Source organism: Leptothrix mechoopdaensis (SeqCode) (assembly GCF_053893855.1).
Genome location: NZ_CM132699.1, coordinates 1,789,773 through 1,813,468, shown reverse-complemented (window position 1 = coordinate 1,813,468; position 23,696 = coordinate 1,789,773). Strand labels below are relative to the sequence as shown.

The 23,696-nt window shown below is 71.4% G+C and carries 23 protein-coding genes; 18 read left to right on the top strand and 5 right to left on the bottom strand.

Annotation, left to right across the window (positions count from 1 at the left end):
- The first annotated feature begins 106 nt into the window (after positions 1–106).
- From ACWA7K_RS08040 to ACWA7K_RS08010, 7 genes are all read left to right on the top strand, one after another.
- The gene (locus tag ACWA7K_RS08040; RefSeq protein WP_456167355.1) at positions 107–1,000 is read left to right on the top strand and encodes a transglutaminase-like domain-containing protein; all 894 of its coding nucleotides are present in this window, start codon (positions 107–109) and stop codon (positions 998–1,000) included.
- 129 nt (positions 1,001–1,129) lie between these two features.
- The gene (locus tag ACWA7K_RS08035; RefSeq protein WP_456167353.1) at positions 1,130–3,250 is read left to right on the top strand and encodes a 3-hydroxyacyl-CoA dehydrogenase NAD-binding domain-containing protein; all 2,121 of its coding nucleotides are present in this window, start codon (positions 1,130–1,132) and stop codon (positions 3,248–3,250) included.
- 31 nt (positions 3,251–3,281) lie between these two features.
- Complete coding sequence (locus ACWA7K_RS08030) at positions 3,282–4,457, top strand: acetyl-CoA C-acyltransferase (protein WP_456167351.1); 1,176 nt, start codon at positions 3,282–3,284, stop codon at positions 4,455–4,457.
- A 68-nt stretch (positions 4,458–4,525) separates the two neighbouring features.
- Positions 4,526–4,987 (top strand): PaaI family thioesterase, encoded by a 462-nt coding sequence (locus ACWA7K_RS08025; protein WP_456168732.1) that lies wholly within the window; start codon positions 4,526–4,528, stop codon positions 4,985–4,987.
- A 34-nt stretch (positions 4,988–5,021) separates the two neighbouring features.
- A complete protein-coding gene (locus tag ACWA7K_RS08020) occupies positions 5,022–5,507 on the top strand; it encodes a GNAT family N-acetyltransferase (protein WP_456167349.1) in 486 nt (161 codons plus the stop codon).
- Positions 5,508–5,999: 492 nt separating this feature from the next.
- A complete protein-coding gene (locus ACWA7K_RS08015; protein WP_456167347.1) occupies positions 6,000–8,372 on the top strand; it encodes a Tex family protein in 2,373 nt (790 codons plus the stop codon).
- Between the two features lie 61 nt (positions 8,373–8,433).
- A complete protein-coding gene (locus ACWA7K_RS08010) occupies positions 8,434–9,573 on the top strand; it encodes an iron-containing alcohol dehydrogenase (RefSeq protein ID WP_456167345.1) in 1,140 nt (379 codons plus the stop codon).
- Here ACWA7K_RS08010 and ACWA7K_RS08005 read toward each other — a convergent pair.
- The gene (locus ACWA7K_RS08005; protein ID WP_456167343.1) at positions 9,543–10,271 is read right to left on the bottom strand and encodes a phosphatase PAP2 family protein; all 729 of its coding nucleotides are present in this window, start codon (positions 10,269–10,271) and stop codon (positions 9,543–9,545) included. The two genes, ACWA7K_RS08010 and ACWA7K_RS08005, sit on opposite strands and share 31 nt — an antisense overlap.
- A complete protein-coding gene (locus ACWA7K_RS08000) occupies positions 10,268–12,028 on the bottom strand; it encodes a phosphoethanolamine transferase (RefSeq protein ID WP_456167341.1) in 1,761 nt (586 codons plus the stop codon). The genes ACWA7K_RS08005 and ACWA7K_RS08000 overlap by 4 nt, the downstream gene beginning before the upstream one ends.
- Before the next feature lie 208 nt (positions 12,029–12,236).
- Here ACWA7K_RS08000 and ACWA7K_RS07995 point away from each other — a divergent pair, with 208 nt between their 5' ends.
- From ACWA7K_RS07995 to ACWA7K_RS07980, 4 genes are read left to right on the top strand one after another with little or no spacing between them, the layout of a single operon-like run.
- A complete protein-coding gene (locus ACWA7K_RS07995) occupies positions 12,237–12,893 on the top strand; it encodes a response regulator transcription factor (protein ID WP_456167339.1) in 657 nt (218 codons plus the stop codon).
- Positions 12,890–14,302 carry a sensor histidine kinase gene (locus ACWA7K_RS07990; RefSeq protein WP_456167337.1) on the top strand — a complete coding sequence of 471 codons (1,413 nt, stop codon included), beginning with the start codon at positions 12,890–12,892 and terminating at the stop codon, positions 14,300–14,302. Before ACWA7K_RS07995 ends, ACWA7K_RS07990 begins: the two co-directional genes overlap by 4 nt.
- A 27-nt stretch (positions 14,303–14,329) precedes the next feature.
- Positions 14,330–15,310, top strand: a complete 981-nt coding sequence (locus ACWA7K_RS07985; RefSeq protein ID WP_456167335.1) for an alpha/beta hydrolase — start codon at positions 14,330–14,332, stop codon at positions 15,308–15,310.
- 19 nt (positions 15,311–15,329) lie between these two features.
- Positions 15,330–16,229: a YbgC/FadM family acyl-CoA thioesterase gene (locus ACWA7K_RS07980; protein WP_456167333.1), complete on the top strand. Its 900-nt coding sequence runs from the start codon at positions 15,330–15,332 to the stop codon at positions 16,227–16,229.
- Here the strand turns inward: ACWA7K_RS07980 and ACWA7K_RS07975 are convergent.
- Genes ACWA7K_RS07975 through ygfZ form a run of 3 tightly spaced genes read right to left on the bottom strand, consistent with a single transcriptional unit; the run spans position 16,216 to position 18,427 of the window.
- Positions 16,216–17,076, bottom strand: a complete 861-nt coding sequence (locus tag ACWA7K_RS07975) for an NRDE family protein (protein ID WP_456167331.1) — start codon at positions 17,074–17,076, stop codon at positions 16,216–16,218. The genes ACWA7K_RS07980 and ACWA7K_RS07975 overlap by 14 nt on opposite strands.
- Before the next feature lie 16 nt (positions 17,077–17,092).
- Positions 17,093–17,401 carry a DUF4936 family protein gene (locus tag ACWA7K_RS07970; RefSeq protein WP_456167329.1) on the bottom strand — a complete coding sequence of 103 codons (309 nt, stop codon included), beginning with the start codon at positions 17,399–17,401 and terminating at the stop codon, positions 17,093–17,095.
- Between the two features lie 18 nt (positions 17,402–17,419).
- Positions 17,420–18,427: a CAF17-like 4Fe-4S cluster assembly/insertion protein YgfZ gene (ygfZ, locus tag ACWA7K_RS07965; RefSeq protein WP_456167327.1), complete on the bottom strand. Its 1,008-nt coding sequence runs from the start codon at positions 18,425–18,427 to the stop codon at positions 17,420–17,422.
- 154 nt (positions 18,428–18,581) lie between these two features.
- On the opposite strand from ygfZ, the gene mltG reads away from it, so the two are divergent.
- The 7 genes from mltG (at position 18,582) to def (ending at position 23,641) form a co-directional block, all read left to right on the top strand.
- Positions 18,582–19,550, top strand: a complete 969-nt coding sequence (gene mltG / locus ACWA7K_RS07960) for an endolytic transglycosylase MltG (protein WP_456168730.1) — start codon at positions 18,582–18,584, stop codon at positions 19,548–19,550.
- Between the two features lie 13 nt (positions 19,551–19,563).
- Positions 19,564–20,199 (top strand): dTMP kinase, encoded by a 636-nt coding sequence (gene tmk, locus ACWA7K_RS07955; RefSeq protein ID WP_456167325.1) that lies wholly within the window; start codon positions 19,564–19,566, stop codon positions 20,197–20,199.
- Positions 20,193–21,314, top strand: a complete 1,122-nt coding sequence (locus tag ACWA7K_RS07950; RefSeq protein WP_456167323.1) for a DNA polymerase III subunit delta' — start codon at positions 20,193–20,195, stop codon at positions 21,312–21,314. Before tmk ends, ACWA7K_RS07950 begins: the two co-directional genes overlap by 7 nt.
- A complete protein-coding gene (locus ACWA7K_RS07945) occupies positions 21,311–21,697 on the top strand; it encodes a PilZ domain-containing protein (protein WP_456167321.1) in 387 nt (128 codons plus the stop codon). Before ACWA7K_RS07950 ends, ACWA7K_RS07945 begins: the two co-directional genes overlap by 4 nt.
- Positions 21,698–21,772: 75 nt before the next feature.
- Positions 21,773–22,561 (top strand): TatD family hydrolase, encoded by a 789-nt coding sequence (locus ACWA7K_RS07940; RefSeq protein WP_456167319.1) that lies wholly within the window; start codon positions 21,773–21,775, stop codon positions 22,559–22,561.
- Positions 22,562–22,809: 248 nt separating this feature from the next.
- Positions 22,810–23,043, top strand: coding sequence for a hypothetical protein (locus ACWA7K_RS07935; RefSeq protein ID WP_130481189.1), 234 nt, complete (start codon positions 22,810–22,812; stop codon positions 23,041–23,043).
- 61 nt (positions 23,044–23,104) lie between these two features.
- The gene (def, locus tag ACWA7K_RS07930) at positions 23,105–23,641 is read left to right on the top strand and encodes a peptide deformylase (RefSeq protein WP_456167317.1); all 537 of its coding nucleotides are present in this window, start codon (positions 23,105–23,107) and stop codon (positions 23,639–23,641) included.
- Positions 23,642–23,696: the final 55 nt, after the last annotated feature.

The following is a 23,696-nucleotide window of genomic DNA, read 5'->3' as shown; positions in this document are numbered from 1 at the left end:
CTTGCGAGTCACGCGCCAGCTTCGCAGGGCCCGGCCCTGTGCCTCGTCATCCCTTGTTGCCTGCGTTTGAGCTTTCGCCATTCGAGCGCGGTCCAGGTGCACACCCATGGTCCGACTCCAGATCTCGCTCGAACTCGCCTACGAGGTCACCGCCCCCGGCAGTGACTTCATCTTCGCCTTCCACGCCGCCCAGACGCGTCACCAGCGCATCGTCCAGGAACGCCTGAACGTCAGCCAGCCGGTCCCGCGCACGCTGACGCTGGACCCCGCCAGCGGCAACCGCGTGATGCGCCTGCAGGCCATGCCCGGCACCTTGCGGCTGGCCTATGACGCGACCATCGACGTCGCCCACCACATCGCCTTGCCCGAACAGATCGGCGAGGTGCCGGTGGCGCAACTGCCGGTCCACGTGCTGCCCTTCCTGCTGCCCAGCCGCTACTGCGAGTCCGACCGGCTCGGCCGTTTCGCGATCAGCGAGTTCGGCACGCTGTGGCAGGGCTACGGCCGGGTCCAGGCGATCCGCGACTGGGTGCAGCGCCACGTCACCTTCGCGTCCAACACGACCGACGGCAACACGTCCGCCGTCGACACGCTGACCGAACGGGTCGGCGTCTGCCGCGACTTCGCCCACCTGATGATTGCGCTGTGCCGGGCGCTGAGCATCCCGGCGCGTTTCACCACCGGCTTCGACTTCGGCGCCGACCCTGCGCTTGGCCCGCCCGACTTCCACGCCTATGTCGAGGTCTGGCTGGGCGGGCGCTGGTATCTGTTCGACCCGTCCGGCACGGCCATCCCGATGGGGCTGGTGCGGCTGGCGACCGGGCGGGACGCGGCCGATGTCGCCTTCGCCACCATCTTCGGCACGGTGCAGTCGCAGGCGCCGGTGATCCGGCTGGGCGCGGAGACTGACCCGGTACGGCACATGGAATGGCCGCGCCACCGGCCGGAAGCCCTGTCGACCGATGGCGGCGGGCTTGACGAGGTGTTGCGCGCGGCCTGATAGGGCGTTGGCGTCGTTCAGGTCGGCTCCTCGGTCCCCTTAAACTCGTTTTCCCAGGCGAACGACCGTTCGTTTCTGGCGCCGCCCAGGTGCCAGACCGCTCGCCCCGGGACGACACGAGGAGACCCCATGACCGCTCACCTGAGCCGGCGCGACCGCATCGCGGTGATCACGCTGGACCACCCGCCCGTCAACGGCCTGAGCCTGGCCACCCGCCGCGCCGTCGCCGCCGCGATCGAGGCGGCCGAGGACAACCCCGGCGTCGACGCGATCGTGCTGGCCGGCAACGCGCAGGTCTTCTGCGCCGGGGCCGACATCACCGAGTTCGGCAGCCCGAAGGCGCTGACCGAGCCGCACCTGATCTCGCTGATCCACCGGATCGAAGGCTGCAGCAAGCCGGTCGTCGCGGCGATTGCCGGCACCTGCATGGGCGGCGGGCTGGAACTGGCGCTCGGCTGCCACTACCGCGTCGCCGGGCGTGGCGTGAAGGTCGCGTTGCCGGAAGTGAAGATCGGTCTGGTGCCCGGAGCCGGCGGCACGCAGCGCCTGCCGCGCGCGCTGGGCGTCGAGCCGGCGCTGAACATGATCGTCAGCGGCGAGCCGGTCGCCGCCGAGCGACTGGCGCAGGTCCCGGGCCAGCGCCTGTTCGACCGGGTGGTCGACGTGGCCGAGGTGCTGGACGCCGCACTCGCGCTGGCCGCCGAACACGCCGCCGTGCGCCCGCTGCCACGTGTGCGCGACCTGAAAGCCTCGCTCGCCAGTGCGGACGCCAGCCCCGACGCCTACTTCCGCTTCGCCCGCAACACCGTCGCCGCGATGAGCCGCAACCTGCCCGCGCCGCTGCGTTGTGTCGATTGCGTCGAGCAGGCCGTCAAGGCGAAGTTCGATGCCGGCATGACCCATGAGCGCGAGGCCTTCCTCGCGCTGATGGTCACGCCCGAGAGCCGCGCGCTGCGCCATGCCTTCCTGGCCGAGCGGGCCGCCGGCAAGGTCCGTGACCTGCCCGAGGGCACGCAGCCCCGCAACGTCGACCGCGTCGGCGTGATCGGCGCGGGCACGATGGGCACGGGCATCGCGCTGAACTTCCTGGCCGCCGGGCTGCCGGTCGTCCTGGTCGAGCAGACCCAGGCCGCGCTGGACAAGGGCGTCGCGGCGCTGCGCGGCGTGCTGGAAGGGCAGGTCAGGAAGGGCAAGCTCAAGCCCGACGCGCTGGAAGCGCGCCTCGCGCTGCTGCAGCCCACCTTGGACTGGCAAGCGCTGGCCGGGGCCGATCTGGTGATCGAGGCGGTGTTCGAGGACCTGGCCGTCAAGCGTCAGGTGTTCGAGCGGCTGGACGGCATCGCCAAGGCCGGCGCCATCCTGGCCAGCAACACGTCGACGCTGGATGTCGATGTCATCGCGCAGTTCACCCGCCGGCCGCAGGACGTGCTGGGCCTGCATTTCTTCAGCCCCGCGCACGTCATGAAGCTGCTGGAGGTCGTGCGTGGCCAGGCCACCGCGCCCGATGTGCTGCTGACCGCCCTGGCCGTGGGCAAGCGCATCCGCAAGACCTGCGTGGTCAGCGGCGTCTGCGACGGCTTCATCGGCAACCGCATGGTCGAGCACTACTTCCGGCAGGCTGGCTTCCTGATCGACGAGGGCGCGACGCCGCAGCAGGTCGACCGCGCCATGGAGCGCTTCGGCTTCGCGATGGGGCCGTTCGCCGTCAGCGACCTGGCCGGCAATGACATCGGCTGGGCGATCCGCAAGCGCCGCGCGGTCGAGCAGCCTGGGCTGCGCTACAGCACGCTGGCCGACACCTTGTGCGAGGCCGGCCGTTTCGGCCAGAAGACGGGGGCCGGCTGGTACGACCACGTCGCCGGCAGCAAGCCTGGTCGCACGGAGGCCTGGCCCAGCCCGGTGGTGGCGCAGATGATCGAGGCGCACCGGCAGACGCTCGGCATCACGCCGCGCCGCATCGGCGATGACGAGATCGTCGGCCGGCTGGTCGGCGCGCTGGTCAACGAGGGCGCCAGGCTGCTGGAAGAGGGCATCGCCGCGCGCGCCAGCGACATCGACATCGTCTACCTGACCGGCTATGGCTTTCCGGTCTGGCGCGGCGGGCCGATGTGCTGGGCCGACACGCAGGGGCTGTTCAACATCGTCCAGGCGATGAAGCGGTTTGCCCGCAACCCGCACGACGACGCCACCTTCTGGCAACCCGCGCCGCTGCTGGCGCGGCTGGCCGACGAAGGCCGGACCTTCAACTGACGCGACGACCCACGCAAGACAGGAGAACGCCATGACCCGAGCCGTGATCGTCTCGACCGCCCGGACCCCGCTGGCCAAGAGCTGGAAGGGATCCTTCAACATGACCCACGGCGCGACGCTGGGCGGCCACGCCGTCGCCGCTGCCGTGGCCCGCGCCGGTATCGCGCCCGACCGCATCGAGGACGTGCTGATGGGCTGCGCCAACCCCGAGGGCGCCACCGGCTGGAACATCGCCCGCCAGGTGGCGATCCGCGCCGGCCTGCCGATGTCGGTCTCGGGCATGACCGTCAACCGCTTCTGCTCCAGCGGCCTGCAGACCATCGCGCTGGCGGCCCAGCGCATCGCCAGCGGCGAGGGCGAGGCCTATGTCGCCGGTGGCGTCGAGAGCATCTCCTGCGTGCAGAACGAGATGAACCGGCACTTCTTCGACGACCCGTGGCTGGTGCAGCACAAGCCCGAGATCTACTGGCCGATGCTGCAGACGGCCGAGAACGTGGCGCGGCACTACCGCATCGGCCGCGACCGCATGGACGCCTATGGCGCGCAGAGCCAGCAACGCGCCTGCGCGGCCCGCGCGGCCGGCGCCTTCGACGCCGAGATCGCGCCGATCACCGTCACCGCCGGCATCGCCGACAAGGCGCTCGGGCTGGTCACGCGCGAGGTGACCGTCAGCCATGACGAAGGCCTGCGCGAAGGCACCACGCTGGAGGCGGTCATGTCGATCAAGCCGGCGCTGCCGGACGGCGTCGTCACCGCTGGCAACGCCAGCCAGTTCAGCGACGGCGCGGGCGCCTGCGTCGTGGTCGACGAGGCGCTGGCCGAACGCGAGGGCCTGAAACCGCTCGGCCGCTTCCTGGGCTTCGCCACCGCCGGCTGCGAGCCCGACGAGATGGGCATCGGCCCGGTCTTCGCCGTGCCCAAGCTGCTCAGGCGCCTGGGCCTGCACGTCGACGACATCGGCCTGTGGGAACTCAACGAGGCCTTCGCGGTGCAGGTGCTGCATTGCGCCGACGTGCTGGGCATCCCGATGGACAGGCTCAACGTCAACGGCGGCGCCATCGCGCTGGGCCACCCCTACGGCATGAGCGGCCAGCGCCTGACCGGCCACGCGCTGATCGAGGGCCGGCGGCGCGGCGTCCGGCATGTCTGCGTGACCATGTGCGTGGGCGGCGGCATGGGCGCGGCCGGCGTGTTCGAGGTGCTGTGAACGTGGCGACGAAGGACTTTGACGTGGCCCGCGATCTCGCTGGCGAACTCGCCTTGCCGGCGCTGGAGATGCGCATCGCCAACCCCTTCGTGCTCTGGCTCGGCTTCGAGCTGGTGCGCTATGAGGACGGCCTTGCGGCGATCCGTTTCCAGCCTCGCCCGGACCATCACAACTCGTTCGACGTGGTGCACGGCGGCGTCTGCATGACGCTGCTGGACGTGACCATGGCGTACGCCGGCCGCAGCACCAACATCGCGCTCGGCGATGCCGCGCCGGGGCTGGTGACGGTCGAGATGAAGACCCAGTTCATGCGCCCGGCCGAGGGCCGCCTGCTGGCCCGCGCGACGCTGCTGCACCGCACCGCCACGATGGTCTTCACCGAAGGCCGCGTGCTCGACGAACGCGGTGGCCTGTGCGCCCACGCGACCGGCACGTTCAAGTTCGTCCGCAAGCTGCCGGCGAGCCTGGGCGGGCTGAAGGAACAGACCCGCATCCCGACCCGCAAGCTGGATGGCCCGGGTTCCGATTGATCGACAGAAGATGACGATGACCGACACGACAAGAATGAACTCGACCCCGACCCCGACCCCACCCAATCTGCACTGGACCTGGACCCGCTGGGAAGGCCTCAGCAAGGACGACCTCTACGACGCGCTCGCGCTGCGCTGCGAGGTCTTCATCGTCGAGCAGGAGCCCTATCAGGACGTCGACGGCCTGGACCGCCAGTGCTGGCACCTGCTCGGCCGCGGCGACGACGGCACGCTGCTGGCCTATTGCCGCGTGGTTGACGCGGGCCTGAAGTACCCCGAACCTTCGCTCGGCCGCGTCGTCACCCCATCACGCCTGCGCGGCACCGGCACCGGCGCCGCCCTCGTCGCCGAAGCACTGCGGCGCTGCGACGAACAGGCCTTCCCCGGCCAGGCCAACCGCATCAGCGCCCAGGCCCACCTGCAGCGCTTCTACGGCGCGCACGGCTATGTGGCGCTGGGGGAGGAATACATGGAAGACAACATCCCGCACCGCGAGATGGTGCGGTCGGCGAGGGGTTGAGGCGGGCGCGTTCAACCGGGTTGCGGACCGGAGGCCCATCAGCACGAGCCCGTCGGACACCACGGGTGTCCGACCTACCCAATCACGTTCAAACGGCGTTTGCCGAACCATCGACCGCCACCCTCCGCCGCGCATCGGTAGGTCGGACACGTCCCGTGTCCGACGGGCTGTTGCCGATGGGCCGCCCCATCGCGACCGTGTTGATGGCGTCATCCGGCACGAACCCGTCGGACACCACGGGTGTCCGACCTACCGAAACGCATTCAAACCGCGTTCGCCGATCCATCGACCGCCGCCCTGCGGCGGCACACATCGGTAGGTCGGACACGTCCCGTGTCCGACGGGCTGTTGCCGATGGGCCGCCGGCATCGAAACCTGCCTGGGCGCACGGACCGACGGGGCGTGGTTTGGGCTTCGTCGCCCGCCAAAACCCCTGTGGCACACTCGCGCGCTCCGTGTTTTCCCAGGCCCCGCCAGGGGCTCCGAGACGTCTTGGAACAGATCCTTTTGCAGCTGGCCGCCGAACTGAAGGTTCGTCCGGCCCAGGTCCAGGCGGCGGTTACGCTGCTTGACGGTGGTGCCACCGTTCCCTTCATCGCCCGCTACCGCAAGGAGGCCACCGACGGCCTCGACGACACGCAGCTGCGTGATCTGGAGGCCCGGCTGGCCTACCTGCGCGAGCTGGAGACACGCCGCGCGGCGATCCTCAAGAGCATCGAGGAACAGGGCAAGCTGACGCCCGAGCTGCGCGCCGCCGTGCTGGCCGCGCCGACCAAGCAGGAGCTGGAAGACCTCTACCTGCCCTACAAGCAGAAGCGCCGCACCAAGGGAATGATTGCCCGCGAGGCCGGCATCGAGCCGCTGGCCGACCGGCTGTTCGCCGATCCGACGCTGGACCCGCGTGCCGAGGCTCAGGCCTTCATCGCAGCGTACGAGGGCGGTGCCGAGGCGCTGGCCACGGCCGGTTTTGCCGACGCGCTGGCGGTGCTCGACGGCGTGCGCGACATCCTCAGCGAACGCTGGGCCGAGGACGCGGTGCTGGTGAGGCAGCTGCGTGAATGGCTGTGGGAAGAGGGCCTGTTCAAGTCCAAGCTGGCCGACGGCAAGGACGAGAACAACCCCGACCACGCCAAGTTCCGCGACTACTTCGATTACGACGAGCCGATCCACAAGGTGCCGTCACACCGGGCGCTGGCGGTGTTCCGCGGCCGCACGCTGGAGATCCTCGACGCCCGTCTGGCGCTCGACGAGGAGGCCGTGCCCGGCACGCCCAGCCTGGCCGAGGGCAAGATCGCCATCCACCTCGGCTGGAGCCACGCCAGGCGGCCGGCCGACGACCTCATCCGAAAGACCATCGCCTGGACCTGGAAGGTCAAGCTGTCGCTGAGCCTGGAGCGTGACCTGTTCACCCGCCTGCGCGAGGACGCCGAGGCGGTCGCCATCAAGGTGTTCGGCGAGAACCTGCGCGACCTGCTGCTGGCCGCGCCGGCCGGCAAGCGCGTCGTGATGGGGCTGGACCCGGGCATCCGCACGGGCGTGAAGGTCGCGGTCGTCAGCGACACCGGCAAGGTGCTGGACACCGCCACCGTCTACCCGCACGAACCGCGGCGCGACTGGGACGGCTCGCTGCACGTGCTGGCGCGGCTGTGCGCGACGCACGGCGTCAACCTGATCGCCATCGGCAACGGCACCGCCAGCCGCGAAACCGACAAGCTGGCCGGCGACCTGATCAAGCAGCTCAAGGCCATCGCGCCGGATGCGCTGATCGACAAGGTGGTGGTCAGCGAGGCCGGCGCCTCGGTCTATTCGGCCAGCGAGTTCGCCAGCAAGGAGCTGCCCGAGCTGGACGTCAGCCTGCGCGGCGCGGTCTCGATCGCCCGGCGGCTGCAGGATCCGCTGGCCGAGCTGGTCAAGATCGACCCGAAGAGCATCGGCGTGGGCCAGTACCAGCACGACGTCAACCAGGGCGAGCTGGCGCGCACGCTGGTCGCCGTGGTGGAGGACTGCGTCAACTCGGTCGGCGTCGACCTGAACACCGCATCCGCGCCGCTGCTGTCGCGGGTGTCGGGGCTGAGCGCGGCGGTGGCCGCCAGCGTGGTGCGCTGGCGCGATGCCAACGGCGCCTTCCGCAACCGCCGGCAGCTGCTGGATGTCGCCGGGCTGGGCCCCAAGACCTTCGAGCAGGCGGCGGGTTTCCTGCGCATCCGTGGCGGCGACAACCCGCTGGACCTGTCGGGCGTGCACCCGGAGACCTACCCGGTGATCGAGAAGATCGTCGCGGCGGTCGGCCGGCCGGTGCAGGACCTGATCGGCAACACCGACGTGATCCGCAAGCTCAAGCCCGAGGCCTTTGCCGACGAGCGCTTCGGCGCCATCACGGTCAAGGACATCCTGGCCGAGCTGGAGAAGCCCGGCCGTGACCCGCGCCCGGACTTCAAGGTCGCGCGCTTCAACGATGGCGTCGAGGACATCAAGGACCTCGTCGAGGGCATGGTGCTGGAAGGCACCGTCAGCAACGTCGCCCAGTTCGGCGCCTTCGTCGACCTGGGCGTGCACCAGGACGGCCTGGTCCACGTCAGCCAGCTGAGCCACAAGTTCGTCAACGACGCACGCGAGATCGTCAAGACCGGCGACATCGTCAAGGTCCGCGTGGTCGAGGTCGACCTCGCCCGCAAGCGCATCGCGCTGACGATGAAGCTGGACGCGCCGGTGCCGTCCAAGGGCGCGCGCAACGCCGACAACAGCTTCAAGCCGGCGGCGCGTGGCGAGCGTTACGCCCAGCCGTCACGCGGCGGCTCGCAGCAGCAACCGGCGGCCGGCAACGCGATGGCGGCGGCGTTCGCGAAGCTGCAGGGCAAGCGCTGATCGAGCGTCGCGGGCGCGCTCGCTAGGATCGCCGCCATCCCAAGATGGAGGCGAATCCCCGATGAGCGCGATCTTCTACCTGACCCAGATCGAGCTGGGCCACGAGGCCGTGGCCACGCTGGCGGCCCACGCCGCGCGCGTGGGCATGCGCCGCCCGCTGGTCGTGACCGACCGGGGCGTGCGGGCGGCCGGCGTGCTCGGTGCTGTGCTGGCGACGCTGCCCGACGGCGAGGCGACGCCGGTCTACGACGGCACGCCGTCCAACCCGACCGAAGCGGCGGTGCGCGAGGCGGTCGAGGTGCTGCGCACCCACGCTTGCGACGGCCTGATCGCGGTCGGCGGCGGATCGGCCATCGACCTGGCCAAGGGGGTTGCCATCGCGGCAACGCACGAAGGCCCGCTGACCCGCTACGCGACGATCGAGGGCGGCTCGCCGCGCATCACCGAACGGGTGCTGCCGCTGATCGCCGTGCCGACGACGGCGGGCACCGGCAGTGAGGTGGCACGTGGCGCCATCCTGATCGTGGACGACGGCCGCAAGCTCGGCTTCCACAGCTGGCACCTGCTGCCCAAGGCCGCCATCTGCGACCCGCTGCTGACGCTGGCCCTGCCGCCGCGCCTGACCGCCGCGACCGGCATGGACGCGATCGCGCATTGCATCGAGACCTTCCTGTCGGCCGCCTTCAACCCGCCGGCCGACGGCATCGCGCTCGAAGGCCTGCGGCGCGGCTGGGGCGCGATCGAACGCGCCACGCGCGACGGCGCCGACCGCGACGCGCGGCTGGACATGATGTGCGCCTCGATGCACGGCGCGATGGCCTTCCAGAAGGGGCTGGGCTGCGTGCACTCGCTCAGCCACAGCCTCGGCGGCGTCGACCCGCGCTTGCACCACGGCACCTTGAACGCGGTCTTCCTGCCGGCCGTGATCCGCTTCAATGAAGACGCCGACAGCGTGCGCCGCGACGGCCGCATCGCCCGGCTGGCTCAGGCCATGAGCCTGTCAGCCGGCGAGCACCCGGCCGATGCGATCGTGGCGATGAACCGGCGCCTCGGCCTGCCCTCCGGCCTGGCGGAGTTGGGCGTCGGGCCCGAGCTGGATGACCGCGTCATCGCCGGTGCGATGAAGGACCACTGCCACGCCACCAACCCCCGGCTGGCCAGCGAGGCCGACTACCGGGCGATGCTGGCGGCGTCGCGCTGAGCGAGCCGTCTCAGCACCGTCGCCCAGATCACGCAGACCGTCCAGCTCAGCCAGGCCGACCAGAGCGTGTGGCTCGGGAAGTGCGCGCCGCGCACCAGCTGGCCGAAGCCGAACAGCGCGCCGGCCAGCAGGACCGCCCACAGGAAGCGGCGGGCCAGCGCAGGGTGCTGGTCGCGCCACAGGAAGTGCAGCGTGAAGAAGGCGAAGGCGGCCACCGCGTGACCGGACGGGAAACAGTGCCCGCCGCCGCCGTCGGGCATGCCGAAGCGCCAGTGCGAGATGTGCCGCGCCACGCCGCCGAACACGCTCAGGTCCCAGGGGCAACTGGTCGGGCTGACGCGCTTGATGGCGGGGATCAGCACCAGGCAGGCCAGCGTCGCGCCGATCCACTGCCAGCGCCGCGCGCGGCTCGGGCCAGCCGGCGCCGGATGCAGCGTCGGGCGGATCGCGTCGACCACCATCAGCAGCAGCACGACCATCGCCAGCGCCCGGCCGCCCTCGTGCAGCAGCCGGCTGGTCCACCAGGCATCGCGCAGCGGGAAGCCGGAGGCGGTGCCGAACAGCGCGGCCACCGGCAGGTCCAGCCCGCCCAGGTCCCACGCGAGCAGCAGGGCGGCGGCGACGGCCGTGACCAGCGCGTCGCGCTTCCCGGTGCCTGGCTCGGACCCTGTGACAACGCCCGGAAGTTGGGTGCTCATGGCTTGGCGCCCGTGCCGGTGCAGCCGGCCAGCAGGTCCCATTCCTTCTCGTGCAGCCCGGTCTGGACGTCCATCAGGCCCAGCACGGTGTGGAACAGGTGGTCATGGCGGGCCGGCTTGGCCGCCACCGAGCGCACGCAGGCCAGGTCGAGGCCGGTCGACTTCTGCCAGCTGTCGGAGAACCACATCACCATCGGCACCTTCTTCTGGGTGTCCGGCGCGATCGAGTAGGGCAGGCCGTGCAGGAACAGGTTGTTCTCGCCGAGCGACTCGCCGTGGTCGGAGACGAAGTAGACGGCGCTGTCGACCCGGTCCGAGCGTGCCTGCAGCCGGCGCACCAGCGTGGCGAGGATGTGGTCGGTGTAGAGCAGCGCGTTGTCGTAGGCGTTGACGATCTCCTGCTGCGTGCACTTCTGCAGGTCGTCGTTCTGGCAGGCCGGCTGGAAGCGGTCGAAACCGCGCGGGTAACGGCGGAAGTAGGACGGGCCGTGGTTGCCGAGCTGGTGCAGCACCAGGATCTGCCGACCCTGTCCGGGCGGCTGGGCCGCCAGGCTGTCGAGGCGGGCGTCCAGGCCGTGCAGCAGGCCTTCGTCCAGGCAACGGCCGCCTTCGCAGAAGGCTTCCGGATTCAGCGAGGCGACGTCCTCGGTGGGCAGGCCCTCGCAGACGCCCTTGCAGCCGGACTGGTTGTCGCGCCAGTTCACCGCCACGCCGGCCCGCGCCAGCACGTGCAGCAGCGACTGGCTGCCGCGGATGCGGTCCTCGTCGTAGTCGCGCCGGCCGACCGGGGCGAACATGCAGGGCAACGAGACCTCGGTGTTGGTGCCGCAGCTGGTGACGTCGGGGAAGTTGATGACTGGCAGCGCGGCCAGTTCGGGGGTGGTCTGGCGCGCATAGCCGTTGAGGCCCCAGTTCGCGGCGCGGGCGGTCTCGCCGACGACCAGCACCAGCAGGCGCGGGCGGGTCTGGGTGGCCCAGCCGGGGCCGGGCTTGGCGTCCTCGCCGATCACGGCACGCGGCTTGGCGGCGCCGCGCAGGTCCTGCGCCACCACGCTGCCGATCGACCAGAGGTAGTTCGCCGGCGTGACCAGGAAACGCATCTCCTTCTGGTTGCGCATCATCGAGGAGAAGGGCTGGAACACGGCCAGGATGGCGCCCACCAGCGCGGCGGCCGTCAGCACCAGCGCCAGCACCCGCACCATCGTTGCCCGCAGCCAGGTCGACCGGTTGACGATCCGCACGCGCCAGAGCAGCAGCAGCGGCAGCACCGCGTAGAGCAGCAGGTGCAGCACCATCGACCAGGACAGCAGCTCGCGCGCCTCGCCGACGTCGGTGCGCATCACGTTGCGCAGCATCGACGGGTCGAGGTAGACATGGAAGGTCTGCATGAAGTGGCTGGCGAAGGCGGTGCCCACGATCAGCACGGTCAGCAGCGGCTTGACGGTCCAGCGGTTGGCGAACAGGCCGACGATCAGCGCGTGGGCCGCGATCAGCGCCACCATCAGCGCCAGCGCGAAGCCCCAGCTGCTGGCCGCCGACAGGTCGCGGCCCTGCAGGGCGGCACGCAGGAACAGCTGGTTGGCGCTGAAGGCGAAGAATACGCTGGCGACCAGCACGAGCTGCTCGACACTGGCGTGGAACTGCAGGCCGACCTCCTCGGCAGGCTCGGAAAGGCCGCCGAAGGTGCGGCGTCGGCTCGTCTGGGGCAGGATCCTGGCGAGCAGGCGCAGAGGGCGTTTGAGGAAGTCGATCAGCATCGGGACAGGCGCAGGAAGGGGCGGCGGCGGGGCTCCGCGGGGTTTGCATTGGAACCCAAGTGCATGAGGATTCCATGAGGATGGGCCCGGCAGTGTTACCGTCTCGCGCGCTTGGGTACCCACCCGGGGGACGTCGGGCGGGGATCGGACCGGAACACGGGCTGGGCGGGATGACCTGCCAGCCGACAACCTGCGGAACGCGACGGACATGAGACTGCTGCTGATCGAGGACGACACCATCCTGGGCGAGGGCCTGCGCGACTACCTGCGCAGCGAGGGGCATGTGGTCGACTGGTGCACCCACCTGGCACAGGCCGATGCCACCCGCGGCGAGCCCTATGACGGCCTGCTGATCGACTGGCAGCTGCCCGATGGCTCGGGCCTGTCCTGGCTGCGTGCCGTCCGTGCGCGCGGCGAGGCGATCCCGGCGCTGGTGCTGACCGCCCGCGACAGCCTGGACGACCGCATCCACGGGCTGGACCAGGGCGCCGACGACTACCTCGTCAAGCCGTTCGCGCCGGAAGAGCTGGCCGCGCGGCTGCGCGTCGTGGCGCGCCGCAGCGCCGCCGCGCCGCGCTCGCGGCTGGTCTTCGGCGAGGTCGAGATGGACCTGCATGCGCGGGCCGTCTGGCGGGCCGGCGAACGGGTCGACCTGACCGCGCGGGAATGGACCGTGCTGGAAGCGCTGGCGATGCGCGCCGGCCGCATCGTGCCCAAGGCCGACCTCGAGAAGCTGGTGCTGGGCATGGACGCGGACGTGTCGAGCAACGTGGTCGAGGTGCATGTCTCGAACCTGCGCCGCAAGCTCGGCCGCCGCCTGCTCGACACGGTGCGCGGTCTGGGCTACCGGATGGAGGCGCCTTGAGCGTCGGCGACCCGGCGCCGGCGACCGGCCACGCGCCGTCGATCGCCTCGCGCATCGCCGGCCTGCTGACCGGCTGGTCGGTGGTCTGGCTCGTGGTCGTCTCGCTGGCGCTGCAACTGGTGGTGCACCGCGAGGTCGACGATCTGCTCGACGACGCGATGGCCGCCTCGGCCGACGTGATGGCGGTGATGCTGGGCAGCCTCAGCAAGCAGGCGCGTGACCTCGAGGTGATCCACGGCGAGGTGCTCAACCAGGTCGATCCGCGCTACGCCTGGCAGCTGGTCGACGAGGACGGCCACGTGCTGCTGCGGTCGCCCGGCGCCCCCGCCGTCGCCTGGCACCAGGTCCACACCGAAGGGTTCAGCGACGTGGGCGGCTGGCGGGTCCTGGGTTCGGCCGTGCCGGCGTCGCACCAGACCCTGTACGTGGCCCAGTCGCAGCAGGAACGCCGGCTGGCGCTGCTCGACCTGGGCATGGGCGGCGTGCTGGCGACGGTCTGCGTCGCCCTGCTGGCCTGGCTGACCTTGCGGTCGCGGCTGCGCCAGGAACTCGCCCCGCTGCAGCGGCTCGGCCAGCGGCTGGCGATCCATGACCCGATCCGCTTCGACGCCCGGCTGGGCGTGCCGGAACGGGCCGAACTGGAGCCGGTCCACCAGGCGATCGACGCGATGGGCCACCGGCTGGCGCGGCGGATGGCGCAGGAGCGGGTCTTCTCGGCCCACGCGGCCCACGCCTTGCGCACGCCGCTCGCCGGCATGGACGTGCAACTGGCGCTGGCCCTGCGCGAAGCGCCCGAGGCGCTCAAGCCGCGGCTCGGTCGGGTGCGCGAGGCCGGCAACCGCCTGCAGCGCATGGTCGCGGCGCTGCTGCTGCTGTTCCGCGCCGATGGCATGGACGGCGCCGAGCTGCGCTGGCAGGACATCGACGTGGCGACGCTGCTGGCGCGCTGGCCGATCGACGGCCTGACGCTGCACATCACGCCGGGGCTGCATGTCCGGGCCGATGCCGACCTGCTGGTCGCCGCGCTGCTGAACCTGTTCGACAACGCCTTGCGCCACGGCGGTCGCGAGGTCCGCATCGAGGCGATCTCGCCGGACCGCCTGCGCATCGCCGACAACGGACCGGGCGTGCCGCCGGAACAGCGCGAGCGGCTGCGCCTGGCGCTGGCCCGGTCGGCGCATGGCGAACCGGCCAGCCCGGCCGGACCGTCGGGCGACACCCGCTCCACCGGCCAGGCCCAGGGCACCGGGCTGGGCTTGCAGATGGCGCTGCTGGTGGCGCGGGCCCATCGTGGTGAACTCGTGCTGCCGGATGTCGCCAGCGGCTTTGCGGTCGACCTGAGCTGGGACATGGCGGCCGAAGTCGTCGACGACACCGATGTCGACGACCACGACCACGACAACGATTGACCCGGATCCCGATGTGCCAATGAACCGATGAGCCACCGCAAGCCCGCTTCCCTGACCCCCGCGATGCAGTCGCTGCTGCAGCGCATCCGCAAGGCCGGCCGGCCGCCGCTGCACCACCTGCCGCCGGCCAAGGCACGCGAGCTCTACCACCTGGGCGCCGAGATGCTGGACCCGCCGCGCGCAACGCTGGCACGGGTCGAGAACCTGCAGCTGACGCTGGCGCCCGGCCTGGTCCGGCCGGCCCGCCTGTACGCGCCGAAGGCTCCGGGCGACGGCGAGCCGCTGCCGGTGCTGCTCTACCTGCACGGCGGCGGCTTCACGATCGGCGGGCTGGACACGCACGACAGCCTGTGCCGCCAGCTGGCGCTGCGCAGCGGCGCGGCGGTGCTGTCGCTGGACTACCGGCTGGCGCCCGAACACCGCTTCCCGATTGCGGTGGACGATGCCTGGGCCGGTCTCGCCTGGCTGGCCGCGCAGGCTGCGGCGCTGGGTCTGGACGGCCAGCGCCTGGCGGTCGGCGGCGACAGCGCCGGTGGCACGCTGGCCGCCGTGCTGGCGCTGATGGCGCGCGACCACGGCCTGAAGCTGGCGCTGCAGGTGCTGATCACGCCCGGCACCGGGGCGCATGCGGACACCGAGTCGCACGAGCTGTATGCCAACGGCTTCCTGCTGGAGCGCGACAGCATCGCCTGGTTCTTCGACCACTACATCGACCACGCCCAGCGCACCGACTGGCGCTTCGCGCCGCTGCTGGCGCCCGACCACGATGCGGTCGCGCCGGCCTGGATCGGCCTGGCCGAATGTGATCCGCTGGTCGACGAGGGCGTGGCCTACGCCGACCGGCTGCGCATGGCCGGCGTGCCGGTGCAGCTGGAGATCTGGCGCGGCGTCACGCACGACTTCATCAAGATGGGCCGGGCGATCCCCGAGGCGCTGCAGGCCCAGGCGTCGATCGCCGAGGCCCTGCGCGAGGCCTTCGGCCTGCCGCTGCCCGCCGTCACCGTCTGACCCCCGACAGGCTCACCGCATGAACACGTCCGCCCCGACGCCGCGTCGGCTTGAACGCCACGACTTCCGCCAGCTGCACCGCCTGCGCGTGCGCTGGGCCGAGGTCGACCTGCAGCAGATCGTCTTCAACGGCCACTACCTGATGTACTTCGACACGGCGGTGGCCGAGCACTGGCGCGCGCTGGCCCTGCCGTATCACGCGACGATGGCGCAGCTGGGCGGCGACCTGTTCGTGCGCAAGGCCGAACTCGAATACCACGCCAGCGCCCGCTACGACGACCAGCTCGAGATCGGGGTGCGCTGCCAGCGCATCGGCAACACCTCGATGGCGATCGGCTGCGCCGTGTTCCGCGGACCGCAGCGGCTGGTCGACGGCGAGCTGGTCTACGTCTACGCCGACCCCGCGACCCAGCGCAGCCAACCGGTGCCGGACGCGCTGCGCGCCGTGTTCCTGGGCTACGAGGCTGGCGAGCCGATGGTGCAGGTCGACGTCGGCGACTGGGCCACGCTTGGCAGCGACGCCCATGCGATCCGGCGCGAGGTCTTCGTCGACGAGCAGCAGGTGCCGGCCGAGCTGGAACACGACGCAGCCGACCTCGACATCGCCACGCATGCGCTGGCGCGCAACCGGCTGGGCCTGGCGCTGGCCACCGGCCGCTGGGTGCCGCAGGACGACGGCGGCGAGCCGGTCGCCCGGATCGGGCGCATGGCGGTGCGCGCGGCGATGCGCGGCAGTTCGGTCGGCCGTCAGGTGCTGGACGCGCTGCTGGCCTCGGCCCGCGCCACCGGTTGCCGGCAGGCGCTGCTGCACGCCCAGGCCAGCGCGATCGGCTTCTACCTGCGCGCCGGCTTCGTGCCCCGTGGCGAACGCTTCGTCGAGGCCGGCATCGAGCACCTGGAGATGGTCAAGGCGCTCTGAGCAGCGGCTGCGCGGCGTCGACCGGCGGCCACTGCGGCAGGTCGACCATCTGGCGGCCGACCGGCTGGCCGTCGTCGCCCAGCGTGCGTTCGATCAGCGTGGCCTCGTAGCGCGGCGAGGCCGTCGTGCCGACGCGTTCGACCACCAGCACCGTCGAGCTGCGCGTGCCATAGCCGCGCTCGGGCATGTCGATGCAGATGGCCGACAGGCCACGTTCGATCTCCAGCGGCACGCCGGTGGACGGCAGCTGTGCGTCGTCGGCCCGTTCGCGGCGGCCGAGCACCTGCAGCAGGCGGTCGGCCAGAAATTCCCGGGGGACCGCCGGGTCGAGCGCCTGCCGGATCGTCTCGTCGACCGACTCGCGCAACGCGACCACCTTGGGCCAGGGCTCGTCCAGCACGCCGTTGGACAGGCCATACAGCCCGGCCGACAAGCGCTGCGGGGCCGGGCGGTCGCTGTTCAGCCAGTGGCAACGGCCTTGCAGCAGGTCGAACGACACCAGGTTGAAGCCGTTGTGACCGGCCTGGGCGGTCTGCGGCCAGAGTTGCTCGGGTGGCAGCGGGCTGTCGAGCCAGTCCGGCACGATCGCGCCACGGCTCGGCGCATCGGGCCGCTGGCGGCCGGGCGCGCGGATGTTGGTCAGCAGCGTGAGCCGACCCGCCGTCGACAGACCGAGCCAGGTGCCACCGGCCTGCAGGTCTCGGCCGGCCAGGATCCGGGCACCATCGGGCCGTTCAGGCCACCAGGACAGCGCGGCGGTCGGGCGGTCACGGAACTCGTCGCGGTTCGAGGCCAGCACCAGCGGAAAACGCGCGTGCTGATCGATCGACCAGGCCACCAGGCACATCGCTCGGCGACCTTCCTCAACGGCCTGCGGAAGGCGCTTCGTGCAAGGGCACGAAGCGTTCCTCGTGGCGACCGGCCAGGCGACCGATTGGCAGGTCCGACAGGCGCTGGCGCAGGTCGGCCAGACAGGCCGGCGACAGGCCGTCCGGGTGGCGGTAGACCTCCATCCAGGTCGGCGCCTCGCCGTCGACACGGTCGGCGCGCTGCAGGCACTCGGCCCGCAGGCCCGGCCAGTCGGCCTGCAGGGCGGCCTGGGTGGCCCTCAGCGACGAGCGGGCGGCGTCGAGCTGCTGCGGGTCGACGCGGTAGTACACATAGAGGGACACGCCGTCGGACCTCACGCCTCAGGCCGGCGTCGGTGCATCGGCGGCCAGTTGCGGCACGGCATAGGGCAGGCCCAGCACCTGCAACTGCGGGCCTTGCGCGGAGCCCAGGTGCAGCGTGCCGCTGCCGACCGCGCCGATCTTCAGCTCGGCCAGCGCGAGCGCCGGTGCGCCGTCCGGACCGGCCGGCGCGGAGGCGGCGACCTGGCCGGCGGGCTGCTGCGGGTCCTCGCTCCAGAAGACTTCCTGCGCCGGCTGCGGCTGCGTCGCGCCCGCCAGCAGGAAGGCGCGGCGCTTGAGCTTGCCGAGGTACTGGCTGCGGGCGACGATCTCCTGGCCCGGGTAGCAGCCCTTCTTGAAGTCGACGCCGCCGACCAGCTCGTAGTTCAGCATCTGCGGCACGAACAGCCCGCTGGTGGCGGCCTGCACCGGCGCGACGCCGGAGGCCATGTCGAGCCGCTCCCAGGCATCGACCGGCAAGGCGGGCAGGGCGGCTTCGAGCGCGCTGGCCGCATCGACCGGGCCGACCCAGAGCCAGCGCGGCACGCCGGCGTCGGGCAGGCGGATGACCATCGCGTCGCCCACGTCGTGGCGGCTCCAGGCCTCGGCGGCCGGCGCGTGGCCCAGCGCCTGGGTCAGGTGTGTCTGTGCCGAGGCACCCGCCAACCCCGTGACGACCCGCTCGGCGCTGGCATCGCGCAGCTTGGCCTTGGCCCGCAGCACGAACATCGACAGCCGCTTGAGCGTGGCCGGCAGCAGGTCGGCCGCGCAGAGCAGCCCGATCGTGTCGGCATCCCGCCGCGCGACGACCAGGCTGGCGAGCATGCGCCCCTGCGCGTTGCAGTAGCCGGCCAGACGGGCCTGGCGGGCATCGAGGTGGTTGACGTCGTTGCTCAGCTGGCCGTGCAGGAAGCTGGCCGCATCGGCGCCGCTGGCCTCCATCACGCCCCAGAAGGGCAGGCGACAGGCGCCGCCTTCGAGAGCGGCCGGGTGGATCGGGGCTTGCGGGGCATGCAGGGCTTGGGTCATCGCGGCAGGGGCTCGACAGGTGGCTCGAAGAGGGCGCTCATTATCATCAGCCGCCATGAGGAGAAAGCCCCCGCCCCCCCGCAACACCCGCAAGACGTCGGGGCTTGTCCGGCCGCGCCGGACCCGCTGGCTGGCGTGGACGCTGGTGTCGGTGATGCTGCTGGGGGCCGCGCTGGCGGCGTCGATCGGGTTGTGGCTGTACCGCCCGCTGACGCTGGCGGCGACGACGGTCGAAGCCACCGTCGAGCCGGGCGACAGCCCGCGCGACATCGCGCGCCACCTGGTCGAGTCCGGCGTGCAGACCGAGCCGCGCTGGCTGTTCGAGTACTTCCGCTGGTCGGGCCAGTCGCGTGCGATCAAGGCCGGCAGCTACGAGTTCGGCGCCGGCACCCGCCCGGTCGACCTGTTGCGCAAGCTGGTCGACGGCGACGTGACGCTGGCGCGCATCCGCCTGATCGAGGGCTGGACCTTCCGCCAGTGGCGCGCCGAACTGGCCCGTCATCCCGACCTGAAACACGACGCCGCAGCGCTCGACGATGCCGCGCTGATGGCCGCCATCGGCGCACCCGGCCTGGCGCCCGAGGGCCGCTTCTATCCGGACACCTACGCCTTCTCGAAGGGCAGCAGCGACCTGGCCGTGCTCAAGCGCGCGCTGCATGCGATGCAGCGGCACCTCGACAACGCCTGGCTGGGCCGGATCGACGGCCTGCCGCTGAAGTCCGCCGACGAGGCGCTGACGCTGGCGTCGATCGTCGAGAAGGAGACCGGCCGGGCCGCCGACCGGCCGCAGATTGCCGGCGTGTTCATCAATCGACTGCGCATCGGCATGCCGCTGCAGACCGATCCGACCGTGATCTACGGGCTGGGCGCGTCCTTCGACGGCAACCTGCGCCGCCGCGACCTGGAAACCGACACGCCCTACAACACCTACACGCGCGGCGGTCTGCCGCCGACGCCGATCGCGATGCCCGGCCGCGACGCACTGCAGGCCGCCACCCGCCCGGCCACGACCACCGCGCTGTACTTCGTCGCCCGGGGCGACGGCAGCAGCGAGTTCAGCAGCAACCTCGCCGACCACAACCGCGCCGTCGACCGCTACCAGCGGCGCGCCGGCAAACCCTGAGTCCGCCCCGCGCATGACCGTCTCCCAGCTCCCGGCCCCGGCCGGCTGTTTCATCACCATCGAAGGCATCGACGGCGCCGGCAAGACCAGCCACGTCGAGGCGATCGCGCAGCGCTGGCAGGCGCGTGGCCTGGAGGTCCTGCGCACCCGCGAGCCCGGCGGCACGCCGCTGGCCGAGACGCTGCGCAGCCTCGTGCTCGAACAGGCGATGGACCCGCTGACCGAGGCGCTGCTGGTCTTCGCCGCCCGGCGCGACCACACCGAACAGGTGATCCGCCCGGCGCTGGCACGCGGCGCCGTCGTGCTGTGCGACCGCTACACCGACGCGACCTTCGCCTACCAGGGCGGCGGCCGGGGCTTCGACCTGGCCGTGCTGGCGCAGCTCGAAACCTGGGTGCAGCAGGGCCTGCAGCCTGACCTGACGCTGTGGTTCGACCTGCCGGCCGAACTGGCCGCGCAACGCCGGGGGGCGGCCCGGGCGCCGGACCGCTTCGAGCGCGAACAGGTCGATTTCTTCAACGCCGTGCGGGCCGGCTACGCCCGCCGCGAGGCCGCCGATCCGCAGCGGGTTCGCCGGCTCGACGCCAGCGGCACGCCCGAACAGGTCGCGCAGGGCTGGCAGGCCGTTCTGGAGTCGCTGGGATGGTGACGCGCGCCGCCGCCAAGCCGGTCGCCCGGCCCCAGCTCGACGCCGCGCGGCTGCCGTGGCTGGCCGAGACGCTGGGCCACACGCTGGCCAGCCAGCGCTCGCACGCGCTGCTGGTCAGCGGCTCCAGCGGCGTTGGCCAGCTGGCCTTCGCGCTGGCCCTGGCCAAGTCCTGGCTGTGCGAGACGCCGGTCGGGCAACGACCGCAAGGGCTGGCCTGCGGTCATTGCGGCAGCTGTCACCTGGTCGACGAACGCAGCCACCCGGACCTGCGCCTGATCGTGCCCGAGGCGCTGCGTGGCGAGGTCGGCCTCGATTCCGACGAGCCGGGCGACGGCGACGGCGAGGGCAAGTCCAAGAAGGCCAAGCCGAGCCAGGAGATCAAGGTCGACCAGATCCGCGCGGCGATCGGGTTCTCCGAGCTGACCGCCGGCCGCGCGTCGACCAAGGTGCTGGTGCTGCACCCGGCCGAGGCGCTCAACACCATCTCCGCCAACGCGCTGCTGAAGACGCTGGAAGAGCCGCCGGGCGCCCTGCGCTTCGTGCTGTCGACCTCGTCGCCGCAGAGCCTGCTGCCGACCATCCGCAGCCGCTGCCAGGTCGTGCCGCTGCCACGTCCCGAGACGGGCCCGTCGACGGCCTGGCTGGCCGGGCAGGGCGTCGAACGGCCGGAGGTGATGCTGGCGGCCAGCGGCGAACAGCCGCTGGTGGCGCTGGCGATGCACGAGTCCGGCCTGGATGCGGCGGCTTGGCTGGCGCTGCCCGAACGGGTCGCCGCCGGCGATGCGGCCGCCTTCACCGGCTGGGCGCTGCCGCAGCTGATCGACACGCTGCAGAAGCTCTGCCACGACCGCCTGCTGGTCAGCGTCGGCGCCGCGCCACGCTACTTCGCCGGGGCCCGCATCGCCCCCGGCGACATCGGCCGGCTGACGGCCTGGGCGGCCGACCTGCGGCGTCAGGCGCGCCACGCCGAACACCCCTACAACGCCGGTCTGGCGATCGAGGCGCTGCTGGCCCAGGCCCGCGAGGCCAGCGGCCCGGCGGGTGCTTCAGGCGGGCCCGGCGCGGCTTCCTCACGCCAGCGGCAGGCGGGTGGGCCGATACACTCGCGGTCATGAACGAACCCGCCCTGCGACCCGCCCTTGCCTCGGCCCAGCCGGGCAACCGGCCCAGCGTGATCCAGCTGGTGTTCCGGGAAAAGGGTGCCCTCTACGCGGCCTACATCCCGCTGTTCAGCGAAGGTGGCCTGTTCGTGCCGACCACGCGCGAATACAAGCTCGGCGAGGACGTCTACCTGCTGCTGACGCTGCCGGAGGATCCGCAGCGCTACCCGGTCGCTGGCAAGGTCGCCTGGATCACGCCGGCCAACGCGTCCGGCGGACGCACCCAGGGCGTCGGCGTGCGCTTTCCCCTCGACGAGAAGACCCGCGCGCTGCGCGTGCGCATCGAGGAGACGCTCGGCACCGCGATCCAGTCCGCCAAGCCGACCCAGACGATCTGAGGCCGGCTGTTCCCCGATCGAATCGCCGGCCTGCGTGCCGGCCTTTTTCTTTTCCGACACCCGGATGACCTGCCCATGTTCGTCGACTCGCATTGCCACCTGAACTTCCCCGGCCTGCGCGAGCGCCTGCCCGAGGTGCTGGAGGCCATGGCCGCCGCCCGTGTCGAGCGGGCGCTTTGCATCTGCACGACGATGGAGGAGTTCGAGGCCGTCCACGCGCTGGCGATGGCGCACGACAACCTCTGGGCCACCGTCGGCGTCCACCCGGACAACGAGGGCGAGGAGGTCGCCGAGCCCGATGTCGACACCCTCGTCGCCTGGGGCCGCCGGCCGCGGGTGCTGGCGGTCGGCGAGACGGGGCTGGACTACTACCGCATCGGCGAACGCAGCCACGCCGACATGCACTGGCAGCGCGAGCGCCTGCGCGTGCATGTGCGCGCCGCCCGCGAACTGGCCAAGCCGCTGGTGATCCACACCCGCAGCGCGTCGGCCGACACGCTGGCGATCCTGCGGGAAGAGGGGGCCGACCAGGTCGGCGGCGTCTTCCACTGTTTCACCGAGACCCGCGAGGTCGCCGAGGCGGCGCTGGAGATGGGCTTCCACATCTCGTTCTCCGGGATCATGACCTTCAAGACCGCCCAGGACCTGCGCGACGTGGCCGCCTTCGTGCCGCTGGACCGTTGCCTGATCGAGACCGACAGCCCCTACCTCGCGCCGGTTCCCTACCGCGGCAAGACCAACACGCCGGCGTACGTGCCCTACGTGGCCGCCGAGCTGGCGCGGGTCAAGGGCGTGGACGTGCAGGAAGTCGCGCAAGCCACGACGGCGAACTTCGACCGGCTGTTCCTGCCGGCATCAACCTGACTTCAAGTTGGGTGAGAAACGACTTTCAATGACAACGCCAAGTCCTTGTCATTGAATGAGTTTCAAGATCGACCTTGTGTCGATCCGACGCGCCGGCGGGCGCTGTCCGACAGCCTGTCGGAATTCTTCTGACACGGTTTTTCGCGTTCCGACCACTGACGCGGTTGGGGGTGGACTCCTAGAGTTCAGCCATGGGTTCCGGATGCCGGGACCCGCCACAGGACCCGTCAGCCCGTCAGGAGCCCGCCATGAAAGCCCAGAACCTTCGCGTCGATGCCTTCACGCTGATGATGAACCCGCAGGTCGTGCTGCAGGCGATGGAACGCTCGGAGCGCCTGCAAGGCCTCGCGCGACACGTCTGCCGCCCGCTCGACAAGCCGCTGATCCCGCACAAGCTGAGCGACCTCGAGGCCTGGGACCACGACATCGACGAAGATCCGTCCGAGCCCGGCGCCGACTTCGACGACGGCCTGGGCGAGTGAGCCGGCCGCGAGCCGGCGTCCCGGGCGCTGCGGCGCCCCATCGTCCGACTCCGTCCTGCCCATGCCCGTCCGTCAGATCCTGAAGATGGGCGATGCCCGCCTGCTGCGCATCGCCCGCCCCGTCGAGGCCTTCGACACGCCCGAACTCCATGCGCTGGTGACCGACCTGCGCGACACGATGGACGCCGCCAACGGCGCGGGCATCGCGGCACCGCAGATCGGTGTCGACCAGGCCGTGGTGATCTTCGGCTTCGAGCGCAACGAGCGCTACCCGGAGGCACCGCCGGTGCCGTTCACGGTGCTGGTCAACCCGCGCATCGAGGTGCTGGACGCGACCGAGGAGGAAGGCTGGGAAGGCTGCCTCTCGGTGCCCGGCCTGCGCGGCATCGTGCCGCGCGCGCGGCGCATCCGCTACACCGGATTCGACCCGCTCGGCCAGCCGATCGATCGCGAGGCCGAGGGCTTCCACGCCCGCGTGGTCCAGCATGAGTGCGACCACCTCTTCGGCACGCTCTACCCGATGCGGGTGCGCGATTTCACGCGCTTCGGCTACACGGAGATCCTGTTTCCGGGCCTCGATCCCAAGCAGGACGACTGACACCGGTCCGTCAAGGAAAACCCGCGGGCACGGCCCTACACTCGCGCCTTCGTTT

Coding starts and splice junctions, on each gene's coding strand:
- ACWA7K_RS07995 (WP_456167339.1), top strand. CDS start 12,237: ATGAGACTGCTGCTGATCGAGGACGACACCATCCTGGGCGAGGGCCTG.
- ACWA7K_RS08000 (WP_456167341.1), bottom strand. CDS start 12,028: ATGCTGATCGACTTCCTCAAACGCCCTCTGCGCCTGCTCGCCAGGATC.
- ACWA7K_RS07975 (WP_456167331.1), bottom strand. CDS start 17,076: ATGTGCCTGGTGGCCTGGTCGATCGATCAGCACGCGCGTTTTCCGCTG.
- def (WP_456167317.1), top strand. CDS start 23,105: ATGCCCGTCCGTCAGATCCTGAAGATGGGCGATGCCCGCCTGCTGCGC.
- ACWA7K_RS07980 (WP_456167333.1), top strand. CDS start 15,330: ATGAACACGTCCGCCCCGACGCCGCGTCGGCTTGAACGCCACGACTTC.
- mltG (WP_456168730.1), top strand. CDS start 18,582: ATGCTGCTGGGGGCCGCGCTGGCGGCGTCGATCGGGTTGTGGCTGTAC.
- tmk (WP_456167325.1), top strand. CDS start 19,564: ATGACCGTCTCCCAGCTCCCGGCCCCGGCCGGCTGTTTCATCACCATC.
- ygfZ (WP_456167327.1), bottom strand. CDS start 18,427: ATGACCCAAGCCCTGCATGCCCCGCAAGCCCCGATCCACCCGGCCGCT.
- ACWA7K_RS08040 (WP_456167355.1), top strand. CDS start 107: ATGGTCCGACTCCAGATCTCGCTCGAACTCGCCTACGAGGTCACCGCC.
- ACWA7K_RS08030 (WP_456167351.1), top strand. CDS start 3,282: ATGACCCGAGCCGTGATCGTCTCGACCGCCCGGACCCCGCTGGCCAAG.
- ACWA7K_RS07985 (WP_456167335.1), top strand. CDS start 14,330: ATGAGCCACCGCAAGCCCGCTTCCCTGACCCCCGCGATGCAGTCGCTG.
- ACWA7K_RS07950 (WP_456167323.1), top strand. CDS start 20,193: ATGGTGACGCGCGCCGCCGCCAAGCCGGTCGCCCGGCCCCAGCTCGAC.
- ACWA7K_RS07935 (WP_130481189.1), top strand. CDS start 22,810: ATGAAAGCCCAGAACCTTCGCGTCGATGCCTTCACGCTGATGATGAAC.
- ACWA7K_RS07940 (WP_456167319.1), top strand. CDS start 21,773: ATGTTCGTCGACTCGCATTGCCACCTGAACTTCCCCGGCCTGCGCGAG.
- ACWA7K_RS08010 (WP_456167345.1), top strand. CDS start 8,434: ATGAGCGCGATCTTCTACCTGACCCAGATCGAGCTGGGCCACGAGGCC.
- ACWA7K_RS08025 (WP_456168732.1), top strand. CDS start 4,526: ATGCGCATCGCCAACCCCTTCGTGCTCTGGCTCGGCTTCGAGCTGGTG.
- ACWA7K_RS07945 (WP_456167321.1), top strand. CDS start 21,311: ATGAACGAACCCGCCCTGCGACCCGCCCTTGCCTCGGCCCAGCCGGGC.
- ACWA7K_RS08020 (WP_456167349.1), top strand. CDS start 5,022: ATGAACTCGACCCCGACCCCGACCCCACCCAATCTGCACTGGACCTGG.
- ACWA7K_RS08035 (WP_456167353.1), top strand. CDS start 1,130: ATGACCGCTCACCTGAGCCGGCGCGACCGCATCGCGGTGATCACGCTG.
- ACWA7K_RS08005 (WP_456167343.1), bottom strand. CDS start 10,271: ATGAGCACCCAACTTCCGGGCGTTGTCACAGGGTCCGAGCCAGGCACC.